The following is a 17469-nucleotide window of genomic DNA, read 5'->3' as shown; positions in this document are numbered from 1 at the left end:
ATGTCTAAGGGATTACTGATAGTGTTGTCCGGCCCATCCGGGGTCGGGAAGGGTACAGTATGCAGCGAGCTGCGTAAACGGGTGCCGAATCTGACGTATTCGGTATCAGCAACCACGCGTCAGCCACGTTTGGGTGAAGAGCATGGGGTAAACTATTTTTTTCACTCGCATGATGAGTTTCTGAAGATGATTGCCGAGGATCAACTGCTGGAGCATGCGGAATATGTAGGCAATTATTACGGTACTCCGCGTGATTTTGTGGAGAAAACAATTAACGAAGGCCGCGATATCATTCTGGAGATTGAAGTTCAGGGTGCGCTCAAAGTGAAGGAGAAATTTCCGGAAGGAATCTTTGTGTTCCTGCTTCCGCCTTCTCTGGACGAGCTGAAGGATCGCATTCAGGGCCGTGGTACGGAAAGTCAGGCGACGATTGATCACCGGATGTCCGTTGCGGTGGATGAGATCAATCTGCTGGAACAGTATGATTATGCGGTGGTAAATGATGAAATCGAACTCGCTTGCAAGCGAATAGAAAGCATCATTATTGCCGAACATTGTAAGATCAATAAATAATCCCTTTTGCCGCCGTATACAGCGATATTCATGGGGCAGTTGTCATATCATGTTAAGGATGGGTTAAGCCCGCATGCCTTGATGTGAAGACGCGCAACATAAAGGCTCTGTCCGGCGGCAACTTGTGATTATACTAAAGCAAAGAGGTGTTTTATTAATATGCTGTATCCTTCAATTGATGAAATGATGAATAAAGTTGACAGCAAGTATTCCCTGGTTGTCGCTGCTTCCCGCCGTGCCAGACAACTTCGCGAAGGCGAAAAATCCGAGCTGAGAAACGCAAAATCCCATAAACAGGTTGGCGTTGCACTGGAAGAAATCTACGGAGATCATCTGGTTGTACTCAAAGGACAGGATGAAGAAGAAGAGTAAGCCCTGGCGGCTGCTCTTCAACTGCATACGGCGAAAGCCCAAATTATTTTGACAACCGCGAGGTTGTTATTTTTTTACGAATAAGCCTTTAATCCTTATTTAAAGACTGTTATTTTTTATTGATATCGACGTCCTAACATGATCGGGGGATATACACATGTTGAACGGTAAAAGAATTGTGCTCGGCGTAACAGGTGGCATAGCGGCTTACAAGGCGGCAACATTATGCAGCAAGCTGGTGCAGAAGGGAGCGGATGTTCACGTTATTATGACGGCTTCTGCAACACAGTTTATAACCGAATTAACGCTGCAGACATTAACCCGTAACCCGGTGTACACAGATACATTTGATGAACGGGAACCGGCTGTGGTATCTCATATTCATCTGGCTGATCTGGCCGATCTTGTGCTGGTCGCTCCTGCGACTGCCAATGTCATTGCCAAGATGGCACATGGAATGGCTGATGATATGCTGACAACCACTTTGCTTGCTACCACTGCACCTGTAATGATTGCACCGGCCATGAATGTACATATGTACGATCATCCGGCGGTCAAGCAAAATATGAATCTGCTCGTTGAACGAGGCGCATTAATGATTGAACCCGGCGAAGGGCTGCTGGCCTGCGGTTATGTTGGCAAGGGGCGTTTGGAAGAACCGGAGACGATTGTCGACGTGGTGGAGCGTTTCTTTGCGCAGCGTAATGTTCCTTCGATGAGACGTTCGGAGCAAGCTCTGAGCGAGGTTCAGACACAAGGCCAGGATTTGCTTTTAAAAGGAAAAAAGGTCGTGGTTACCGCTGGCGGTACAGTTGAGCGAATTGATCCCGTTCGTTATATTACCAACGACTCATCGGGGAAAATGGGCTTTGCCATCGCCGCTGCCGCGCGTGATCTGGGCGCCGATGTAAAGCTTGTGATGGGCAATACACAGGCGCAGCCGCCGGAGCAGGTGGAGGTTATCCCCGTGCAGTCCGCGCAGGATATGTATGAAGCGGTATCCAAGGAGTGGCAGGATGCGGATATCGTTATTAAAGCAGCGGCTGTCGCTGATTATCGACCAAAGGAAGTTTACACAGAGAAGATCAAGAAGACAGGTGACACACTGTCACTGGAGCTTGTGAAAAATATAGATATTCTGGAGACGCTGGGCAAACGGAAAACCCATCAGTATTTGATCGGTTTTGCCGCTGAGACGCAGTCGCTGGAAATATATGCACGTGAGAAGCTGGAACGGAAAAATTGTGATCTGATCGTAGCCAATGATGTCACCCGTTCGGGAGCCGGATTCGGGACAGACACCAATGCGGTTCATATTTATGACCGGGATGGATTGGTAGAGGAGCTTGAATTGATGTCCAAGCAAGATGTGGCGCATCGCTTGCTTCGAATTGCGGCAGAGCGCATTGCCGGGAGGAATTGATAGATGGAGATTGCCAAGGTCATTGTCGATGTGCCTGTGAAGCAGACCGACCGGCCTTTCGATTACCTGGTTCCCGACTCCATGAAGGAATGGATTGAGGTAGGAAGCAGGGTAGGTGTACCTTTTGGACATCGCACGGTGCAGGGATTTGTCGTTGATCTGGTTCCGCGCACAGGTGAGGAATCATTCAGGCTGAAGCCTATTCAGGAGCTGCTGGACATTGTGCCGCCACTTTCGAAGGACCTGGTAGAGTTGGCAGAATGGATGAGCGAGCGTTATGCGAGCAATCGCATTTTGTCCTTGCAGGTGATGGTGCCTACGGCGCTGAAAGGAAAAGCCGAGCGTTATATTTCGCTGGGAGATGCGCTGGATGGGCGTGCCTTGGATAAAACCTCTGACGAAGACGTGTTGTTTGTGTGGGGAGAAGAGTCGAGCGCCGAGAAGGTGCAGCAGGATATTATTCGTTTTGTGCAAAACAGGGGGCAGGTTCCACTGCAGCAATTAAGCCGGAAATATCCGAATCATGCCGCTTTGATCAAAAAGCTGCTGCTGAGTGGTGTTCTGCTGGAAAGTCAGGCGATCAAGGACAAGCTTAGCAAAAAAACGATGAAATCCGTCAATCTGGCTGTAGATATTGCTGCCGCAGAAGAGGCGCTTGATTCGTTCCCGGCCAAGGCACAGCGACAGAAGGAAATTCTTTCTTTTTTGCTGGAGATGAAGGACTTGCTGCCTATGCCTATGAAAGAAGTGCTGGCTACTTTGCAAGTATCAGCGGCAACCGTCAAAGGGCTTGAGGACAAAGGACTGGTTGTTACGGAGGATGTGGAGGTTTTCCGCGATCCGTATCAAGGCAGACGTTTTAAACCAACAGAACCACTGGCATTGACCGATGAGCAGCAAGGTGTTTATGCCAGCATAAACGGCCGTTTGCAGGAACATCGTCACGGCGTTTTTCTATTGCATGGGGTTACAGGCAGCGGCAAAACAGAAGTGTATCTGCAGACGATCCAGCAATGTATTAATCAGGACAGGCAGGCGATTGTGCTGGTGCCTGAGATTGCCCTTACGCCACAGATGGTGGAGCGTTTCAAGGGACGTTTTGGCGATCAGGTAGCGGTCATGCACAGCCGACTTTCCGGCGGTGAGCGTTATGATGAATGGCGCAAAATTCGTGAAGGTCAGGTCAAGGTGGCGATTGGCGCACGTTCTGCGGTATTCGCTCCCTTTAGCCGGCTGGGACTGATTATTATGGATGAGGAGCATGAAACCTCGTACAAGCAGGAGGAGACGCCTAAATATCATGCGCGGGATGTCGCTGTCAAAAGAGCACAGCAGCATCAGGCCGTGGTTGTTCTCGGCTCCGCCACTCCTTCGCTTGAGAGTTATTATGCTGCGCGCTCGCAGAGCAATGACGAGTTTGCTCCGCTTTTGCTGGAAATGCCCACAAGGGCGCTTGGGAACAACCTGCCAACCGTCCGTATCATTGATATGCGCGAAGAACTGAAGGAAGGCAATCGTTCCATGTTCAGCAGGGCGCTGCACAAAGGAATCGAGGAGCGGATGGAGCGCGGAGAACAGACGGTGCTGCTGCTGAATCGCCGCGGATATTCCACGTTTGTGATGTGCCGCAGCTGCGGATATGTGGCCGGTTGTCCTGAATGTGATATCTCCTTGACGTATCATCAGCGCTCCAACAATCTGCGCTGTCACTATTGCGGTTATGCGGAGGCTGCACCTGAAACCTGCCCCGATTGCGGAAGCGAGCATATCAGGTACTTTGGTACAGGAACACAGCGGGTGGAGGAAGAGCTGGCCAAGCTTTTCCCCGGGATTCGTGTCATTCGAATGGATGTGGACACCACTACCGAAAAGGGTTCGCATGAAAAGCTGTTAAAGCAGTTTCGGGAGAAAAAGGCCGATGTCCTGCTTGGGACCCAGATGGTTGCCAAAGGACTCGATTTCCCCGATGTGACTCTGGTGGGTGTAATCACCGCGGACTCAGCGCTGAATTTGCCTGATTTTCGTGCTGCAGAGAAGACGTTCCAGTTGTTGACGCAAGTGGCGGGCCGGGCGGGCCGTCATCAATTGCCAGGTGAAGTGTTCGTACAGTCGTATACGCCTGAACATTATTCGATTGGACATGCAAGCCAGCATGATTACGTATCCTTTGTACGGGAGGAACTCCTGCATCGCAGAACTTTACAGTATCCGCCGTATTGCCGTCTGATTCTGGTGACGTTCTCCCATGAACAGCTCCCGGTATTGATCCGACTGGCCGAGAACTACACCCGATTGCTGAAAGAGAAGGCAAATGCAGCTGGCTGGCTGGGCAGTCTTGACCGTTTCAGCAACGATGCCTTTGATGTGCTTGGGCCTGTCGCTTCGCCGATCCCGCGGATCAAGAATAGATACCGATTCCAATGTATGATAAAATGGCGTGGGGATGTGGACGCGATCGGTCTGGCTCTGGCAACGGCCCGGCACATGGATGATGATGTTCAGGCCCAAAAGTTGCTCATTAGTCTTGATGTAGACCCGCAGATGTTAATGTAACATTTCACAGCTTTTTATATACAAAAAAATGTGGATGTGAACAAGCGGTATAAACATAGATTATAACCAGCATATGAAATAAAGTTGATTGCCGAGAAAACAAGCAGAAATGATTTTTAGAAAACAAGATAAGAATTAGGAAGGTGCTTACTACATGTCGATTCGTATTATCGTTAAAGAACCAGATGAGGTGCTACACAAGAGAGCCAAGGAGGTAACCAAGGTTACACCTAATGTGCAGAAGCTGCTGGATGATATGGCAGATACGATGTATGATGCAGAAGGCGTAGGTCTTGCTGCTCCACAGGTGGGCATACTGAAACGTTTGATCGTCATTGACGCAGGGGATGAGCAAGGATTGATCAAAATGATTAATCCCGAGATTATTTCCAGTGAAGGTGAACAGTTCGGACCGGAAGGCTGCCTGAGTATTCCTGGAATTAACGGTGATGTCCGTCGCTATGAGACGGTAACAGTTAAAGGGCTCGATCGTGAAGGTAAAGAGCTGATCATTACAGGCAGTGGCCTGTTGTCCCGTGCGTTCCAGCACGAAATTGACCATCTGAACGGTGTGCTTTTCACCGATATCGCCGAGAAAGTATATGAAATTGCAGCCGATCAGACTGGACCGCGTCGTAATTAAGGAGTGATCGATTTGAATATCGTTTTTATGGGAACACCTGAATTTGCTGTGCCTTCCCTGGATATGCTGATGGCCGAAGGTTACCATGTCGTAGGGGTGGTAACCCAGCCTGACAAACCGCAGGGACGTAAAAAAGTGCTGACACCAACGCCGGTCAAAGCAGCAGCTGAACGCTACGGTCTACCGGTGTTTCAGCCAGTCAAGCTACGTGACCCGGAAGCAGTAGCCCGTCTTGCGGAATGGAAGCCAGATCTGATTGTAACGGCCGCATTTGGACAGATCCTGCCCAAAGCGGTATTGGATATGCCCATTCGTGGCTGCGTGAACGTTCACGGTTCTCTCTTGCCGAAGTACCGGGGAGGAGCACCGATACAGCGCTCTATTATTAACGGAGAATCGGTGACAGGTGTCACACTGATGTATATGGCAGAAGGACTGGATACCGGAGATATGATCTCTCGGGTGGAAGTGCCCATTACAGATGAAGATACTTCGGGTACGATGTTTGCAAAGCTCAGTGAGGCAGGCTCCAGGCTGCTTCAGGCAGAAATGCCGCGCCTGATCGCTGGTGAAACGACAGCTGTGCCTCAGGACGATAGCGAGGCTTCATATGCTCGTAATCTGACCCGTGAAGACGAGAAGCTCGACTGGAGTCGCACTTCACGTGAATTGTTCAACCAGATTCGCGGCCTTGTGCCTTTCTCAGGGGCATTTACGATGTGGGACGATCAGGTATTCAAAGTTTGGGCTGCGGCTAATCCCGCGCAAGCTCAGACGGAGAGTTCTGCTGTGTCTGGCATTGGACAAGCCGAGCCGGGAACGGTGCTGCAGTTGAACAAAACGGGTATTGAAGTGCAGACAGGGAATGGCTCCTTATGGCTGACAGAGGTACAACCTGCCGGTAAAAAGGTAATGCAGGCCGCTGACTTTGCTCGTGGCGGAACATTGAAGCCTGGAACGGTGCTGCGATGAGTGGCAATAAATCAGGAAATAACGATAAGTCACAAAGTTACATTAAGTCAAAAAGTAACATTAGGGCAAACCGCTCTTCGGATAAAGGTGCCAAAAATGCGAGTAGCAGCAGCACGCGTATGCAGAAGCCGAAAGTTTCTGCACGCGCGCTTGCTGTCAAAGTGTTAAGCGCTGTTGAGCAGGACGGGGCTTACAGCAATCTGGAATTAAATCGCCGTCTCAAGGAAGCGGAGCTTAGTGCTGCAGATGCAGGACTTGCTACCGAGCTGGTATACGGAACGATAGCAAGACGAAATACCATTGATTATTATCTGGAGCGTTTTGTTGCCAAAGGCGTAGCCAAATTACAGCCTTGGGTACGAAGCCTGCTTCGAATCAGTGTCTATCAGATCATCTATCTGGATCGAATTCCGGAACATGCCGTTGTGAGTGAAGCTGTGAATTTGGCGAAGAAGCTGGGTCATCAGGGAATCTCCGGTATGGTGAACGGTGTGCTGCGGAATATGATTCGTAATCGGGAGCAGCTGCACATCCCTTCACATCTGCCTGCTGCTGAAAGGATTTCGCTGGAGCATTCTCATCCGCTGTGGATGGTAGAACGCTGGATTCGTCAGTACGGCGAAGAGACGACAGAAGCCATTTGCCGGGCAAATAATGAACCTCCAGCCGTGAGCGTGCGTGTGAATACGACGATGACCACACGGGAGAAGATGATGGAGGAAATGGCGAGGAGCGGAGCAGTTGTTGAGGCTTCACGTCTTAGTCAAGATGGCATTCTCGTGCGAAGTGGCGGTAATATGGCGCTAACGTCCTGGTATCGGGATGGACTGTTCTCCGTGCAAGACGAAAGCTCTATGCTGGTTGCCGAAGCTGTGGCTCCTGAAGAAGGACAGCGTGTATTGGACTGCTGTGCAGCTCCGGGCGGGAAAACAGCACATATGGCGGAGAAGATGCAGGATCGCGGTCATATTATAGCTAACGATGTTCATGCACATAAACGCGAGCTTATTCTGGAGCAGGCCGAACGTCTCGGACTTGGTTGTATTGATGCGGTAACGGGAGATGCACTTGATTTAAACAAGCGCTACCCCGAAGCTTCATTTGACCGGATTTTGCTGGATGCACCTTGCTCCGGTTTGGGCGTAATTCGTCGCAAGCCGGATGTAAAATGGAGCAAGTCGGCATCGGATATCGAGGATATCTCGAGCCTCCAGCGCGAGCTGCTGGATTGTGTAGCGCCGCTGCTCAAACCGGGCGGCATTCTGGTGTACAGCACATGTACCATTGAATCAGCCGAGAATGAAGATATGGTAGCTGACTTTTTGAGCCGTCATCCTGAATTTCAGGCTATGGAAACGTCTAATTGGTCGCAGCCCGAAACCAGCAGCTGGCAAGCTGTGAACGGTGGCGTTCAGATTCTGCCGCAGTATGCTCACAGTGACGGCTTTTACATCGCAAGGTTGACAAGAACCGTTAATTAGCCGTTTAATAAAGCACGGAAGGAAGGCCGCCGAGGGAAACCCCGGCGGATTTCTTTGTGAGAGGCAAGTTTGCTGAATGGTTCGGTGGAAATGAAGTGTTTGCTACGATGCCAAGATGCGATAGCAGCATTGAGGTGTTATAATGCATGAATAACGTGTCTCGCGGGTATACATGGATGTAACGTGGTGTTTGTGATAGAATAGGACGAATGCAGTAAAACGCTGGAAAGCAAATGAAAAGAAAAAAGGAATAGGTGTTGACTACAAAATGAAACCTTTTATATACGATTTTTCCCTGGAGCAGTTACAGCAATGGGCTGTTGAGAACGGGGAGCCTGCGTTTCGCGGCGGCCAGATTTTTGATTGGATCTATGTGAAGCGTGTGAATGATTTCAGTGAAATGACGAATCTGTCCAAAGCTTTGCGTGAGAAGCTGGCGGATCAGTTTGAATTTGTAACCCTCAAGGAAATTACCAAGTTCGAGTCCAAGGATGGAACCGTAAAATTCCTCTTTGGTCTGCATGATGATCATGCGATTGAAACGGTCATTATGAAGCATAACTACGGCAACAGCATCTGTGTAACGACACAGGTCGGCTGCCGGATCGGCTGCACGTTCTGTGCATCCACGCTGGGTGGACTCAAGCGCAACCTTACAGCAGGTGAGATTGTAGCTCAGGTTGTACAGGCTCAGAAGATTCTCGACGAGCGTAATGAACGTGTCAGCAGCATCGTTATTATGGGTTCCGGTGAACCGTTTGAAAACTATGAAGCAACGATGACGTTCCTGCGGATTATGATCCACGAAAAGGGCCTGAATATCGGTCAGCGTCACATTACTGTGTCTACAAGCGGAATTGTACCGAACATCTACAAGTTTGCAGATGAAGACACACAGATTAATCTCGCGATTTCGATCCATGCACCGAATGATGCTCTTCGTTCGAAGCTGATGCCGGTTAACCGTCGTTTCCCGTTTGATGATGTGATGGAGTCTCTTCGTTATTATCTGGCCAAGACAGGCCGGAGAATTACGTTTGAGTACGCATTGATTGGTGGCGTAAACGACCAGCCGGAGCATGCGGAAGAATTGGCAAGCGTACTGAAAAGCATGTTGTGCCATGTCAACCTGATTCCGGTCAATCATGTGCCTGAGCGCAAATATGTCAGAACGTCTAGAAAAGACATATTTAATTTCCAGAGAATTCTCTCGGAACAGGGAGTTAATGTAACGATTCGTCGTGAACAGGGACATGATATTGCTGCCGCTTGCGGCCAGCTTCGTGCAAAGCATATGGAGTTGAGGTGAGAGCGTTTTGATCAAAACAGTTCATGTGAGCCATATCGGACGAGTACGTTCGGTGAATGAAGATTCAGCCTGGATTCGTAATCTCGATACAGGATATATTCTGGGAATCGTCGCGGACGGCATGGGTGGACATCTTGCTGGAGATACAGCAAGTCGTCTCGCAGTGGAGACACTGGTACAGGATCTGGCCACACTTGAGCCAGGCCTGTCTCATGCTTCCCTGTCAGCTGCACTTAGCGATGCGATTCATCATGCGAATGAAGTCATATTCCGCACAGCGTCTACGGATGACAAGTATCATAATATGGGAACGACTGTGGTCGCGGCCCTATTGAATGATGCTGAAGGTGTGATTGGACATATCGGAGACAGTCGTGCTTATAAAATCACAGGCAAAGAAGTATTTCAGTTGACCGAAGATCACACATTGGTAAATGAATTGTACAAAAATGGTCAGATCAGCAAAGAGGACGTGACTCATCATCCACGGCGCAATGTGCTTACCCGCGCTCTTGGCACAGATGCCGAGGTAAAGGTAGACATGGATACTGTTCGTCTGGAAGAAGGCGAAGTGTTGCTTCTCTGCAGCGATGGACTCAGTAACCTGGTCAGCAATGAGCAGATTATTCAGGTTGCAGGCAATCTAGACCTTGCGCTGGAGGACCGCGCTGACCGATTGCTGCAATTGGCATTGCTTGCTGGAGGGGACGATAACATTACGGTAGCGTTATTTGAACCTCAGCAGCAGAACGCCGTTCATACGGAAACGGGGTGTGAGTCATGATCGGGCACCAGCTAGGCGGACGCTATGAGGTGATTGAGCGTGTCGGCGGCGGCGGCATGGCGCTTGTGTACAAGGCTCAGGACTTGCTTTTGAACCGGAATGTGGCGATTAAAGTACTGAGACAACAGTTTGTACATGATGAAGAATTTATTCGCCGTTTCCGCAGAGAAGCACAATCGGCAGCATCTCTCTCCCACCCTAATGTGGTTAGCATCTATGATGTGGGTCAGGAAGATGATGTGCATTATATCGTTATGGAATATGTGGAAGGTAAAAATCTGAATGAGATTATTAAGGAGCGTGCGCCTTTACAGGTTGACGAGGCAGTACACATTGCTTCCCAGATTGCGGACGCATTGGACCATGCGCATCATAATCAGATCATTCATCGGGATATCAAGCCGCATAACATCTTGATCGGCCGGAATGGTCGCGTGAAGGTGACGGATTTCGGAATCGCTCGTGCCGTAACCTCTACAACGATTACACAGACCGGCTCAGTTGTCGGTTCTGTGCATTATTTCTCGCCAGAGCATGCCAAGGGCATCGTGACCGGGGAGAAGTCGGACTTATATTCTCTAGGCATTGTACTCTATCAAATGCTGACCGGACAGCTTCCTTTTCTGGGAGAAAGTCCGATCAGTGTGGCTTTGAAGCACTTGCAGGAAGAGTTTGATGAACCACGCAAATTCAATCCGCTTATTCCGCAAAGTGTGGAAAATGTCATTCTCAAATCGATGCGTAAAAATCCGCAGGAGCGTTATCAATCAGCCAAAGAAATGCAGAATGATCTGGAAACGTGCCTTTTGCCAGAGAGACGCAATGAGTCGAAGGTTGATTTTCCTGATGAAGATGATATAGATCAGACTCGTGTTATGCCGGCGATTAAACCGGAGCCGCGTGGAATAACGTCTACAGGGACTATGCCTGTGATGGATACGGATACAGATGAGAATTCGAGCAAACCGAAGAAGAAAAACTGGAAAAAACCGACACTGCTTATATCACTGACTCTTCTTATCCTTATTGCCATGGTTGGTGTGGTGTGGTATGTCAAAGATATGCTTGTTGTACCTGAGGTCAACGTTCCTAATGTGGTCAACCAGACCGAAGAAAAAGCCCGCCAACTGTTAGAGGCTGAAGGTCTGGTTGTAAGTAATGATGTCATTCGACAATACAAGGAAAATGTAGAGCCCGGGACGGTGTTTGATCAAAGCAGAAATGCAGGCGATGTGGTCAAAAAAGGCACAGAAGTGCAGCTGAGTGTAGGTGCAGAGAAAACAAAGACACCAATGATTGACGTTAAGGGAGACCCCTATACAGAAGCGGTCAAAAGACTGACTGCATTGGGGTTCAAAGAAGACCAGATCAAACGTAAGGATGATTTCTCCAACGAAGTGCCTTCAGGTTCAGTTATTTCCCAGACGCCTGGTGTAAATGAAGAAGTTGATCCTGATGTTGATGAAATTGAGTTAACCGTGAGCAAGGGTACTGAAACGGTCAAAATGCCTGATCTGAAAAATCATACACGCAGTGAAGCAGAGCAAATGCTGAAAGAGAAAGGACTTGTGCTGGGACAGGTGCAGGAGGAATCCAGCTATACGGTAGAACAGGGCAAAGTTACGCAGCAATGGCCTGTGGAGGCAGGAGCAGATGTGAGTCCTGGCGACAAGATTACGATCTTTATCAGCACAGGTTATCCGGATCAGGCACTGGAGTATCCGTTTAACATCAACGTATCACCCAAAGAAGTGGGCAAAAACAGCAAAATTCGAATTACCTATGAAGATGCACGCGGCAAAAATCAGGAGTGGGGCACACGTACGATCAATTCTGCTCAAGTCCTGACAATTCCGCTTGTGCTAGCACCAAATGAAAACGGTGCGGTGTCCGTTTATCGTGATGGCAAATTCCTGGATACGTATGTTGTATCTTATAGTGAAGCGAAGAACGGTACAGTGAACGTACCTTCCATTGATCCGGAGCAGAACACACAAGCTCCGCCAGCGAACGCCCCTGATCCGGGGAATGGTGACAACGGCAATGGAAATGGTGATGGTAATGTGGACAATGGCGGGGAAACGGACCCTGGCTCTACTCCCGTTGATGGGGAAGGAGATAATCAGGAAGGTGACACCTCGGCCATGAAGAAGGATAAAGGTGCGGGCAAGCATAAAGAGGATAAGAAAAAAGGAGTTGTTAACGCATCAGGCCGTCCATAAGGACGGCTTATGCTGGCGTAAGGCCAAGGCGTAAGCGACATTGTGATTGTAACTGAACTGACTTGAAGGAGGGCGACGGAGCTGTGCCAGAGGGTATCATCGTAAAAGCATTAAGTGGTTACTACTATGTCATGCCGGTGGAAGACAACGGGGTTCCTTCGGTTGAAGGTTCCGCCGTTCAATGTAGAGCCAGAGGAATTTTTCGTAAAAGAGGTACTTCTCCGCTGGTTGGCGATCGTGTAAGCTACATGCTGACAGAGAACGGAGAAGGAACAGTGGATGAAATTCACAAGCGTGAGACTGAATTGATTCGTCCTCCTGTGGCTAATGTTAGCCTGGCTGTTCTGCTGTTTTCGGTCAAAGAGCCTGACATGAATCTGAATCTGCTGGACAAGTTTCTTGTTCATATTGAACAGGCAGGGCTGGATGCCCTGATTGTATTGACCAAACAGGATCTGATCGACCCGGAGGCCGAGGATCGGGACATTGTCGCTGAAGTGAAAGCACTGTACGAGCAAATCGGTTACGAGGTTATTTCGACCAGTTCCCGTACAGGAGAAGGCAGCGAGCTGCTCAGGGAACGACTGGCTGGCAAAATTAGTGTATTCTCGGGTCAATCCGGTGTAGGCAAGTCCTCCATGCTGAATGCATTGATGCCTGGACTTACGCTGGAGACGAGTGCGATCAGCATGCGTCTGGGACGGGGGAAACACACGACCAGACACGTAGAGCTTATTCCACTGGATAACGGAGGATTTGTAGCGGATACCCCTGGATTCAGCCAGCTGGACTTTCTGGAGATTGGTGTAGAGGAGTTATCCACTTGTTTCCGGGAGTTTGCGCAGTTTGCTGATCAGTGCAAGTTCCGTGGGTGTACACATACGCATGAGCCGGGCTGCCGGGTGCTTGCGGCAAAAGAGGAAGGTTTGATCTCTGAAAGCCGATATCAGCACTATGAGCAGTTCCTGACTGAAATGAAAGATAAGAAGCGGAGGTATTAACCATGATTAAAATTGCCCCATCCATATTATCAGCCGATTTTGCCAAGCTGGGCGCGGAAGTTGCTGAAGCACAGGCCGCAGGAGGAGACTGGATTCATGTTGACGTGATGGACGGTCATTTCGTTCCTAACATTACGCTGGGCCCGGCAATTGTAAAGGCCATTGCACCGCATACCACACTGCCGCTGGACGTTCACTTGATGATCGAGAACCCTGAACGGTACGTGGAAGAGTTTGCAAAAGCGGGTGCGGCGGTTATTACAGTTCATGCCGAGGCATGTGTACATCTTCACCGGGTGATTCATCTGATTAAAGAGCAGGGTGTCAAGGCAGGTGTTGCCCTGAATCCGGGCACTCCAGCGAGTGCAATTCAGGAAGTGCTGGATGATGTAGATATGGTGCTTGTTATGACGGTTAATCCGGGCTTTGGGGGTCAGGCATTTATCTCTGGCACAATGAATAAAATCAAGCAGATTCGCACATGGTTGAATGAAAAAGGACGTCACGACGTACATATCGAGGTAGATGGCGGTATTGCTGCCGATACAGCACCGCTTGTCGTGGAAGCTGGCGCTGACGTTCTTGTGGCTGGTAGTGCCGTATTCGGTCGTGAAGACCGGGCTGCCGCGATTGCCGAGATTCGCAGCAGCTACGAGGGTTAGTTCATGACCTTCAAGGAGACGCTGTGGACGATGGCTGCGAGTCTGGTAACGGGGCTAGTGCTTGCGCTGTTTGCCGTGCTTCAGGCTCCGTACAATGCGCTCACGTCCTTGATCGGGGTTGCGGTCGTCATTATGTATTTCCGCAAGTTTGATCGGAAGGGACTTCGGATTACCTTTGTTATATTCAGCATTTTGTATTATCTCATGAGTGTTTTCATGATTGCCGTCTATCAGTATATTCCCGCGCAAAGCGAAATGGGCTGATGATCAGGCTTGTCATGTGGAATAGGGACAACAGGTTCCGCATAAATATGGTTACATGAGCAGGTTTCTCATGTAGCCTTTTTTGTCGTGTTGGGGTGAAAAAGGCCTGAAGCATAGGATACGGCGGATGCATGAGCATGATGGGGAGGGTGAAGTATGAAATTTTACACATTCAAACTGCCGAAGTTTTTGGGAGGGTTTGTAAAGGCGATCCTGAATACGTTTCAAAAGAACTGATCTGGTCTACAAGATTGATAAGCACTACAGTAGCTGTACGTTGATCAGCAGCATCGTTAGGCGAATACCGCCGCTTTGGCCCAAGGCTCATCTGGAGAACCGGATCTGCAAGAAGTGCCATGCGGCGGCCATTCCTGTGTATTCAGGACACGGTGCCGCAGCATCATGTTCTTGTGTCGCAGGAATCAGCAGATTGTTGGAAGGTGCTTTTTGTAAATACCAAAAAAGCACCTGCAAGGAACAAGGTGCTTTTTGCTTATCCGATTTATAGTAGCTTTGCGTGATTATACGCGAGTCACTTTACCGGCTTTCAGTGCACGGGTGCTTACGTATACACGTTTCGGTTTGCCGTTCACGAGAATGCGGACCTTCTGAACGTTTACGCCCCAAGAACGACGGTTACGGTTGTTAGCGTGGGATACGTGGTTACCGGTGCCCGGTTTCTTACCTGTCACATAACATTTGCGAGACATAGATTACACCTCCTATCCTAAAATAACCAGTGCCTTCGGAGAGACGAACGTCATTCCATAAGGACTCAATTGTTCTTTCCTGATCCTGAGATCAGGCTTCAGTAGCTAATGGCGTTGTTCAAGCCGGCATGGCCGGATCATTTCCATTACTTAACCTGCATAAAACAATACTTGAATATAATATCATAATTAAAAAAGCTTCGTCAACTGATCCAAAAACTTTATTTATTTCTCTTGTCTAATATAGTACAATGTTGAATAGTCCATAGTACAGCCATGAATAGGCTGTTGCCGCGGGAAGCCGGAGAAAAAACCGTACGTAGAGGTTGGAGGTTTGCTTTTTTGGCAACGCTGTGAGATGCGGCATTCCATCATTGGCACCAGTCTCCATGCGGCATTCATGTCGGCTTCTGATACCGGTGCATATCCCTATGCCCGCAAACGGGTTGCAGAGAATGCAGCATATTGGTAGCCAGGCCGCCCAGACCGTTTATCCGGCTGACATGTTGTATGATATGCCTGTGCCGGACAAGGTATGGACGAAGAATAACGCAGTTGCGTTTACGCATGAACAGACCAAAATGATTCTTGGTGCAAGGTGTTCGTGTATCAAGCTAGGAAGGGGAATTCTCACTTGAGTATACGTTCTTTAAATGGAACAGATTTCACCGCAATGGTCATTGCCGGAGCGGAACAACTAGGGCAGCACGCAGAACATGTCAATTCCCTGAATGTTTTCCCGGTGCCGGATGGCGATACGGGAACAAACATGAATTTGACAATGACTGCCGGTGTTGCAGAGATTAAAAGGAAAAGCTCTGCCTCCATCGGAGAAGCTGCCGGAATTTTATCCAAAGGCCTGCTTATGGGTGCACGAGGGAACTCCGGGGTTATTTTATCCCAATTGTTCCGTGGATTTAGCCGTTCAGCAGCTGCGCATGAGGAATTGAATACAATTCAATTTGCTGCCGCTCTGCAAAATGGCGTGGACGCAGCATACAAAGCTGTAGTGAAACCCGTAGAAGGCACCATTCTTACCGTAGCCAAGGAAGCGGCAAAACATGCCACCTACTATGCAAGACGGACGAATGATATAACTGAATTAATGAATGAAGTTCTATTAAAAGCAAAAGAAGCACTGGCGATGACTCCGGAAATGCTGCCTGTATTAAAGCAGGTTGGTGTGGTCGATTCAGGCGGTCAGGGGCTTGTATATATTTATGAAGGTTTTATGGAAGTTCTGCTTCAAGGTGAGGGTGGTGCACGACCTTCGATACAAAAAGAGTCTGTTCCGTCAGCAGCTGTGAAACCGTCTGCAAAACCAGAGCCGATTACAACGAAAGCGGCACAGGTTATTGCTCCGGAGATGCCGTTGTCTGCTCAAGCCCGTCTGGAAACGGAAGATATTGAATTTCTGTATGACATGGAGTTCTTTATTAACCGTGAGCTTGGAGAAAACGCCGGAACAGCATTTGATGATGAGACGTTCCGGAAAGCGCTGTCAATAAATGGAGATTCTATCATCATCATTGCAGATGATGAAGTGATCAAGGTGCATGTACATTCCAAGACACCTGGTGATGTATTAAATCTGGCTTTGAAATATGGCGAAATTACACAGATTCATATTCTGAATATGCGTGAGCAGCATCGTGATCTGCTGACTGCGGGCATGGACGGAGCGGCTTCACCCGATCTGTTTGCTGATATACCTCATGAGAAGACAAGCACACTTGAAGAAGCGGTGCTGCCGGCGGATGAAATGGCACCTTACGGTTTTATTGCGGTGTCTTCCGGCGATGGCATAGCTGAGATTTTCAAAAGCCTCGGTGTGGATATTGTTCTGTCAGGTGGACAGACGATGAATCCAAGCACAGAGGACTTTGTGAAAGCGGTGCGTTCGATCGCGGCAGAACAGGTGTTTATTTTGCCGAACAACTCCAACATTGTACTTGCTGCTGAGCAGGCTCGTGAACTGCTGGAGGATGAACGCCGTATTACGGTGATTCCAAGCAAGACCATTCCACAAGGCATGGCTGCTGCTTTTGCTTTCCAGGAGGACGAGTCTGCCGAAACCAATCGGGATCAGATGCTGGAAGCGATCAGCCGTGTACAGTCCGGTCAGGTGACTCATGCCGTTCGGGATACGCAGTATGATGAGTTGGATATCAAGGCGGGACACTATATCGGTATCCATAACTCCAAAATTGTTGCAACAGATGAAAGCATGGTTCGTGCTTGTGAAGGTCTGCTTGCACAAATGCTGGAGAGCGGGGATGAAGTCGTTACGATTCTTGAAGGAGAAGAGGCTGATCCCGAGGTGACTGGTGCTCTGGCTGCATGGCTGGAAGAGCAGTATCCGGCTGCTGAGGTTGAGGTGCATCAGGGAGGACAGCCTGTGTATTATTATCTGTTCTCTGTCGAGTCCTGAGTCAAGCTGGCATCACAAACCGATTACTGCACTTATGGTGTTGACAGATGGTTTGCTGAATAAGGCTCG

Annotated in this window: 17 protein-coding genes; 16 read left to right on the top strand and 1 reads right to left on the bottom strand. The window is 49.1% G+C overall.

The window, feature by feature from the left end; translation table 11 throughout:
• From gmk to spoVM, 14 genes are all read left to right on the top strand, one after another.
• Entirely contained in the window at positions 1-573 is a 573-nt protein-coding gene (gene gmk, locus ACQSGY_RS00855) for a guanylate kinase (protein ID WP_110898576.1), read from the top strand.
• A 159-nt stretch (positions 574-732) separates the two neighbouring features.
• Positions 733-945 (top strand): DNA-directed RNA polymerase subunit omega, encoded by a 213-nt coding sequence (rpoZ, locus tag ACQSGY_RS00850; protein WP_110898577.1) that lies wholly within the window; start codon positions 733-735, stop codon positions 943-945.
• A gap of 157 nt (positions 946-1102) precedes the next feature.
• Positions 1103-2368, top strand: coding sequence for a bifunctional phosphopantothenoylcysteine decarboxylase/phosphopantothenate--cysteine ligase CoaBC (coaBC, locus tag ACQSGY_RS00845; protein WP_427050317.1), 1266 nt, complete (start codon positions 1103-1105; stop codon positions 2366-2368).
• Positions 2369-2371: 3 nt separating this feature from the next.
• A complete protein-coding gene (priA, locus tag ACQSGY_RS00840; RefSeq protein WP_427050316.1) occupies positions 2372-4921 on the top strand; it encodes a primosomal protein N' in 2550 nt (849 codons plus the stop codon).
• Positions 4922-5075: 154 nt separating this feature from the next.
• Positions 5076-5564, top strand: coding sequence for a peptide deformylase (gene def / locus ACQSGY_RS00835; RefSeq protein WP_110898580.1), 489 nt, complete (start codon positions 5076-5078; stop codon positions 5562-5564).
• A 12-nt stretch (positions 5565-5576) separates the two neighbouring features.
• The gene (gene fmt / locus ACQSGY_RS00830; protein ID WP_253299273.1) at positions 5577-6536 is read left to right on the top strand and encodes a methionyl-tRNA formyltransferase; all 960 of its coding nucleotides are present in this window, start codon (positions 5577-5579) and stop codon (positions 6534-6536) included.
• Between the two features lie 119 nt (positions 6537-6655).
• Positions 6656-8017, top strand: a complete 1362-nt coding sequence (rsmB, locus tag ACQSGY_RS00825) for a 16S rRNA (cytosine(967)-C(5))-methyltransferase RsmB (protein WP_427050315.1) — start codon at positions 6656-6658, stop codon at positions 8015-8017.
• Between the two features lie 268 nt (positions 8018-8285).
• Positions 8286-9326 carry a 23S rRNA (adenine(2503)-C(2))-methyltransferase RlmN gene (rlmN, locus tag ACQSGY_RS00820; RefSeq protein WP_111271055.1) on the top strand — a complete coding sequence of 347 codons (1041 nt, stop codon included), beginning with the start codon at positions 8286-8288 and terminating at the stop codon, positions 9324-9326.
• A gap of 7 nt (positions 9327-9333) precedes the next feature.
• Positions 9334-10110, top strand: coding sequence for a Stp1/IreP family PP2C-type Ser/Thr phosphatase (locus ACQSGY_RS00815; protein WP_184187566.1), 777 nt, complete (start codon positions 9334-9336; stop codon positions 10108-10110).
• Positions 10107-12332, top strand: a complete 2226-nt coding sequence (gene pknB, locus ACQSGY_RS00810) for a Stk1 family PASTA domain-containing Ser/Thr kinase (protein WP_427050314.1) — start codon at positions 10107-10109, stop codon at positions 12330-12332. Before ACQSGY_RS00815 ends, pknB begins: the two co-directional genes overlap by 4 nt.
• 83 nt (positions 12333-12415) lie before the next feature.
• Entirely contained in the window at positions 12416-13333 is a 918-nt protein-coding gene (gene rsgA, locus ACQSGY_RS00805; protein WP_216517372.1) for a ribosome small subunit-dependent GTPase A, read from the top strand.
• A gap of 2 nt (positions 13334-13335) precedes the next feature.
• Positions 13336-13995: a ribulose-phosphate 3-epimerase gene (gene rpe, locus ACQSGY_RS00800; RefSeq protein WP_110898586.1), complete on the top strand. Its 660-nt coding sequence runs from the start codon at positions 13336-13338 to the stop codon at positions 13993-13995.
• Positions 13996-13998: 3 nt separating this feature from the next.
• A complete protein-coding gene (locus ACQSGY_RS00795; protein ID WP_184187575.1) occupies positions 13999-14259 on the top strand; it encodes a hypothetical protein in 261 nt (86 codons plus the stop codon).
• Between the two features lie 156 nt (positions 14260-14415).
• A complete protein-coding gene (gene spoVM / locus ACQSGY_RS00790; RefSeq protein WP_019424875.1) occupies positions 14416-14496 on the top strand; it encodes a stage V sporulation protein SpoVM in 81 nt (26 codons plus the stop codon).
• A gap of 284 nt (positions 14497-14780) precedes the next feature.
• On the opposite strand, the gene rpmB is transcribed toward spoVM, so the two are convergent.
• Complete coding sequence (gene rpmB / locus ACQSGY_RS00785) at positions 14781-14969, bottom strand: 50S ribosomal protein L28 (RefSeq protein ID WP_024631107.1); 189 nt, start codon at positions 14967-14969, stop codon at positions 14781-14783.
• A 455-nt stretch (positions 14970-15424) separates the two neighbouring features.
• Between rpmB and ACQSGY_RS00780 the strand changes: the two genes are divergently transcribed.
• Positions 15425-15607, top strand: coding sequence for a hypothetical protein (locus ACQSGY_RS00780; RefSeq protein WP_427050313.1), 183 nt, complete (start codon positions 15425-15427; stop codon positions 15605-15607).
• Positions 15604-17400, top strand: coding sequence for a DAK2 domain-containing protein (locus tag ACQSGY_RS00775; protein ID WP_427050312.1), 1797 nt, complete (start codon positions 15604-15606; stop codon positions 17398-17400). The genes ACQSGY_RS00780 and ACQSGY_RS00775 overlap by 4 nt, the downstream gene beginning before the upstream one ends.
• Positions 17401-17469 lie beyond the last annotated feature (69 nt).

It is taken from the genome of Paenibacillus sp. TC-CSREp1, from assembly GCF_050171015.1.
Lineage (GTDB): Bacteria > Bacillota > Bacilli > Paenibacillales > Paenibacillaceae > Paenibacillus > Paenibacillus silvae.
This window is presented reverse-complemented; position numbering and strand designations above follow the sequence as displayed.

Excerpts from the sequence above, each read along its gene's own strand:
- pknB (WP_427050314.1), top strand. The coding sequence starts at position 10,107 with ATGATCGGGCACCAGCTAGGCGGACGCTATGAGGTGATTGAGCGTGTC.
- rpe (WP_110898586.1), top strand. The coding sequence starts at position 13,336 with ATGATTAAAATTGCCCCATCCATATTATCAGCCGATTTTGCCAAGCTG.
- rpmB (WP_024631107.1), bottom strand. The coding sequence starts at position 14,969 with ATGTCTCGCAAATGTTATGTGACAGGTAAGAAACCGGGCACCGGTAAC.
- ACQSGY_RS00795 (WP_184187575.1), top strand. The coding sequence starts at position 13,999 with ATGACCTTCAAGGAGACGCTGTGGACGATGGCTGCGAGTCTGGTAACG.
- priA (WP_427050316.1), top strand. The coding sequence starts at position 2,372 with ATGGAGATTGCCAAGGTCATTGTCGATGTGCCTGTGAAGCAGACCGAC.
- rpoZ (WP_110898577.1), top strand. The coding sequence starts at position 733 with ATGCTGTATCCTTCAATTGATGAAATGATGAATAAAGTTGACAGCAAG.
- spoVM (WP_019424875.1), top strand. The coding sequence starts at position 14,416 with ATGAAATTTTACACATTCAAACTGCCGAAGTTTTTGGGAGGGTTTGTA.
- coaBC (WP_427050317.1), top strand. The coding sequence starts at position 1,103 with ATGTTGAACGGTAAAAGAATTGTGCTCGGCGTAACAGGTGGCATAGCG.
- def (WP_110898580.1), top strand. The coding sequence starts at position 5,076 with ATGTCGATTCGTATTATCGTTAAAGAACCAGATGAGGTGCTACACAAG.
- rsmB (WP_427050315.1), top strand. The coding sequence starts at position 6,656 with ATGCAGAAGCCGAAAGTTTCTGCACGCGCGCTTGCTGTCAAAGTGTTA.
- ACQSGY_RS00780 (WP_427050313.1), top strand. The coding sequence starts at position 15,425 with ATGCAGCATATTGGTAGCCAGGCCGCCCAGACCGTTTATCCGGCTGAC.
- rlmN (WP_111271055.1), top strand. The coding sequence starts at position 8,286 with ATGAAACCTTTTATATACGATTTTTCCCTGGAGCAGTTACAGCAATGG.
- gmk (WP_110898576.1), top strand. The coding sequence starts at position 1 with ATGTCTAAGGGATTACTGATAGTGTTGTCCGGCCCATCCGGGGTCGGG.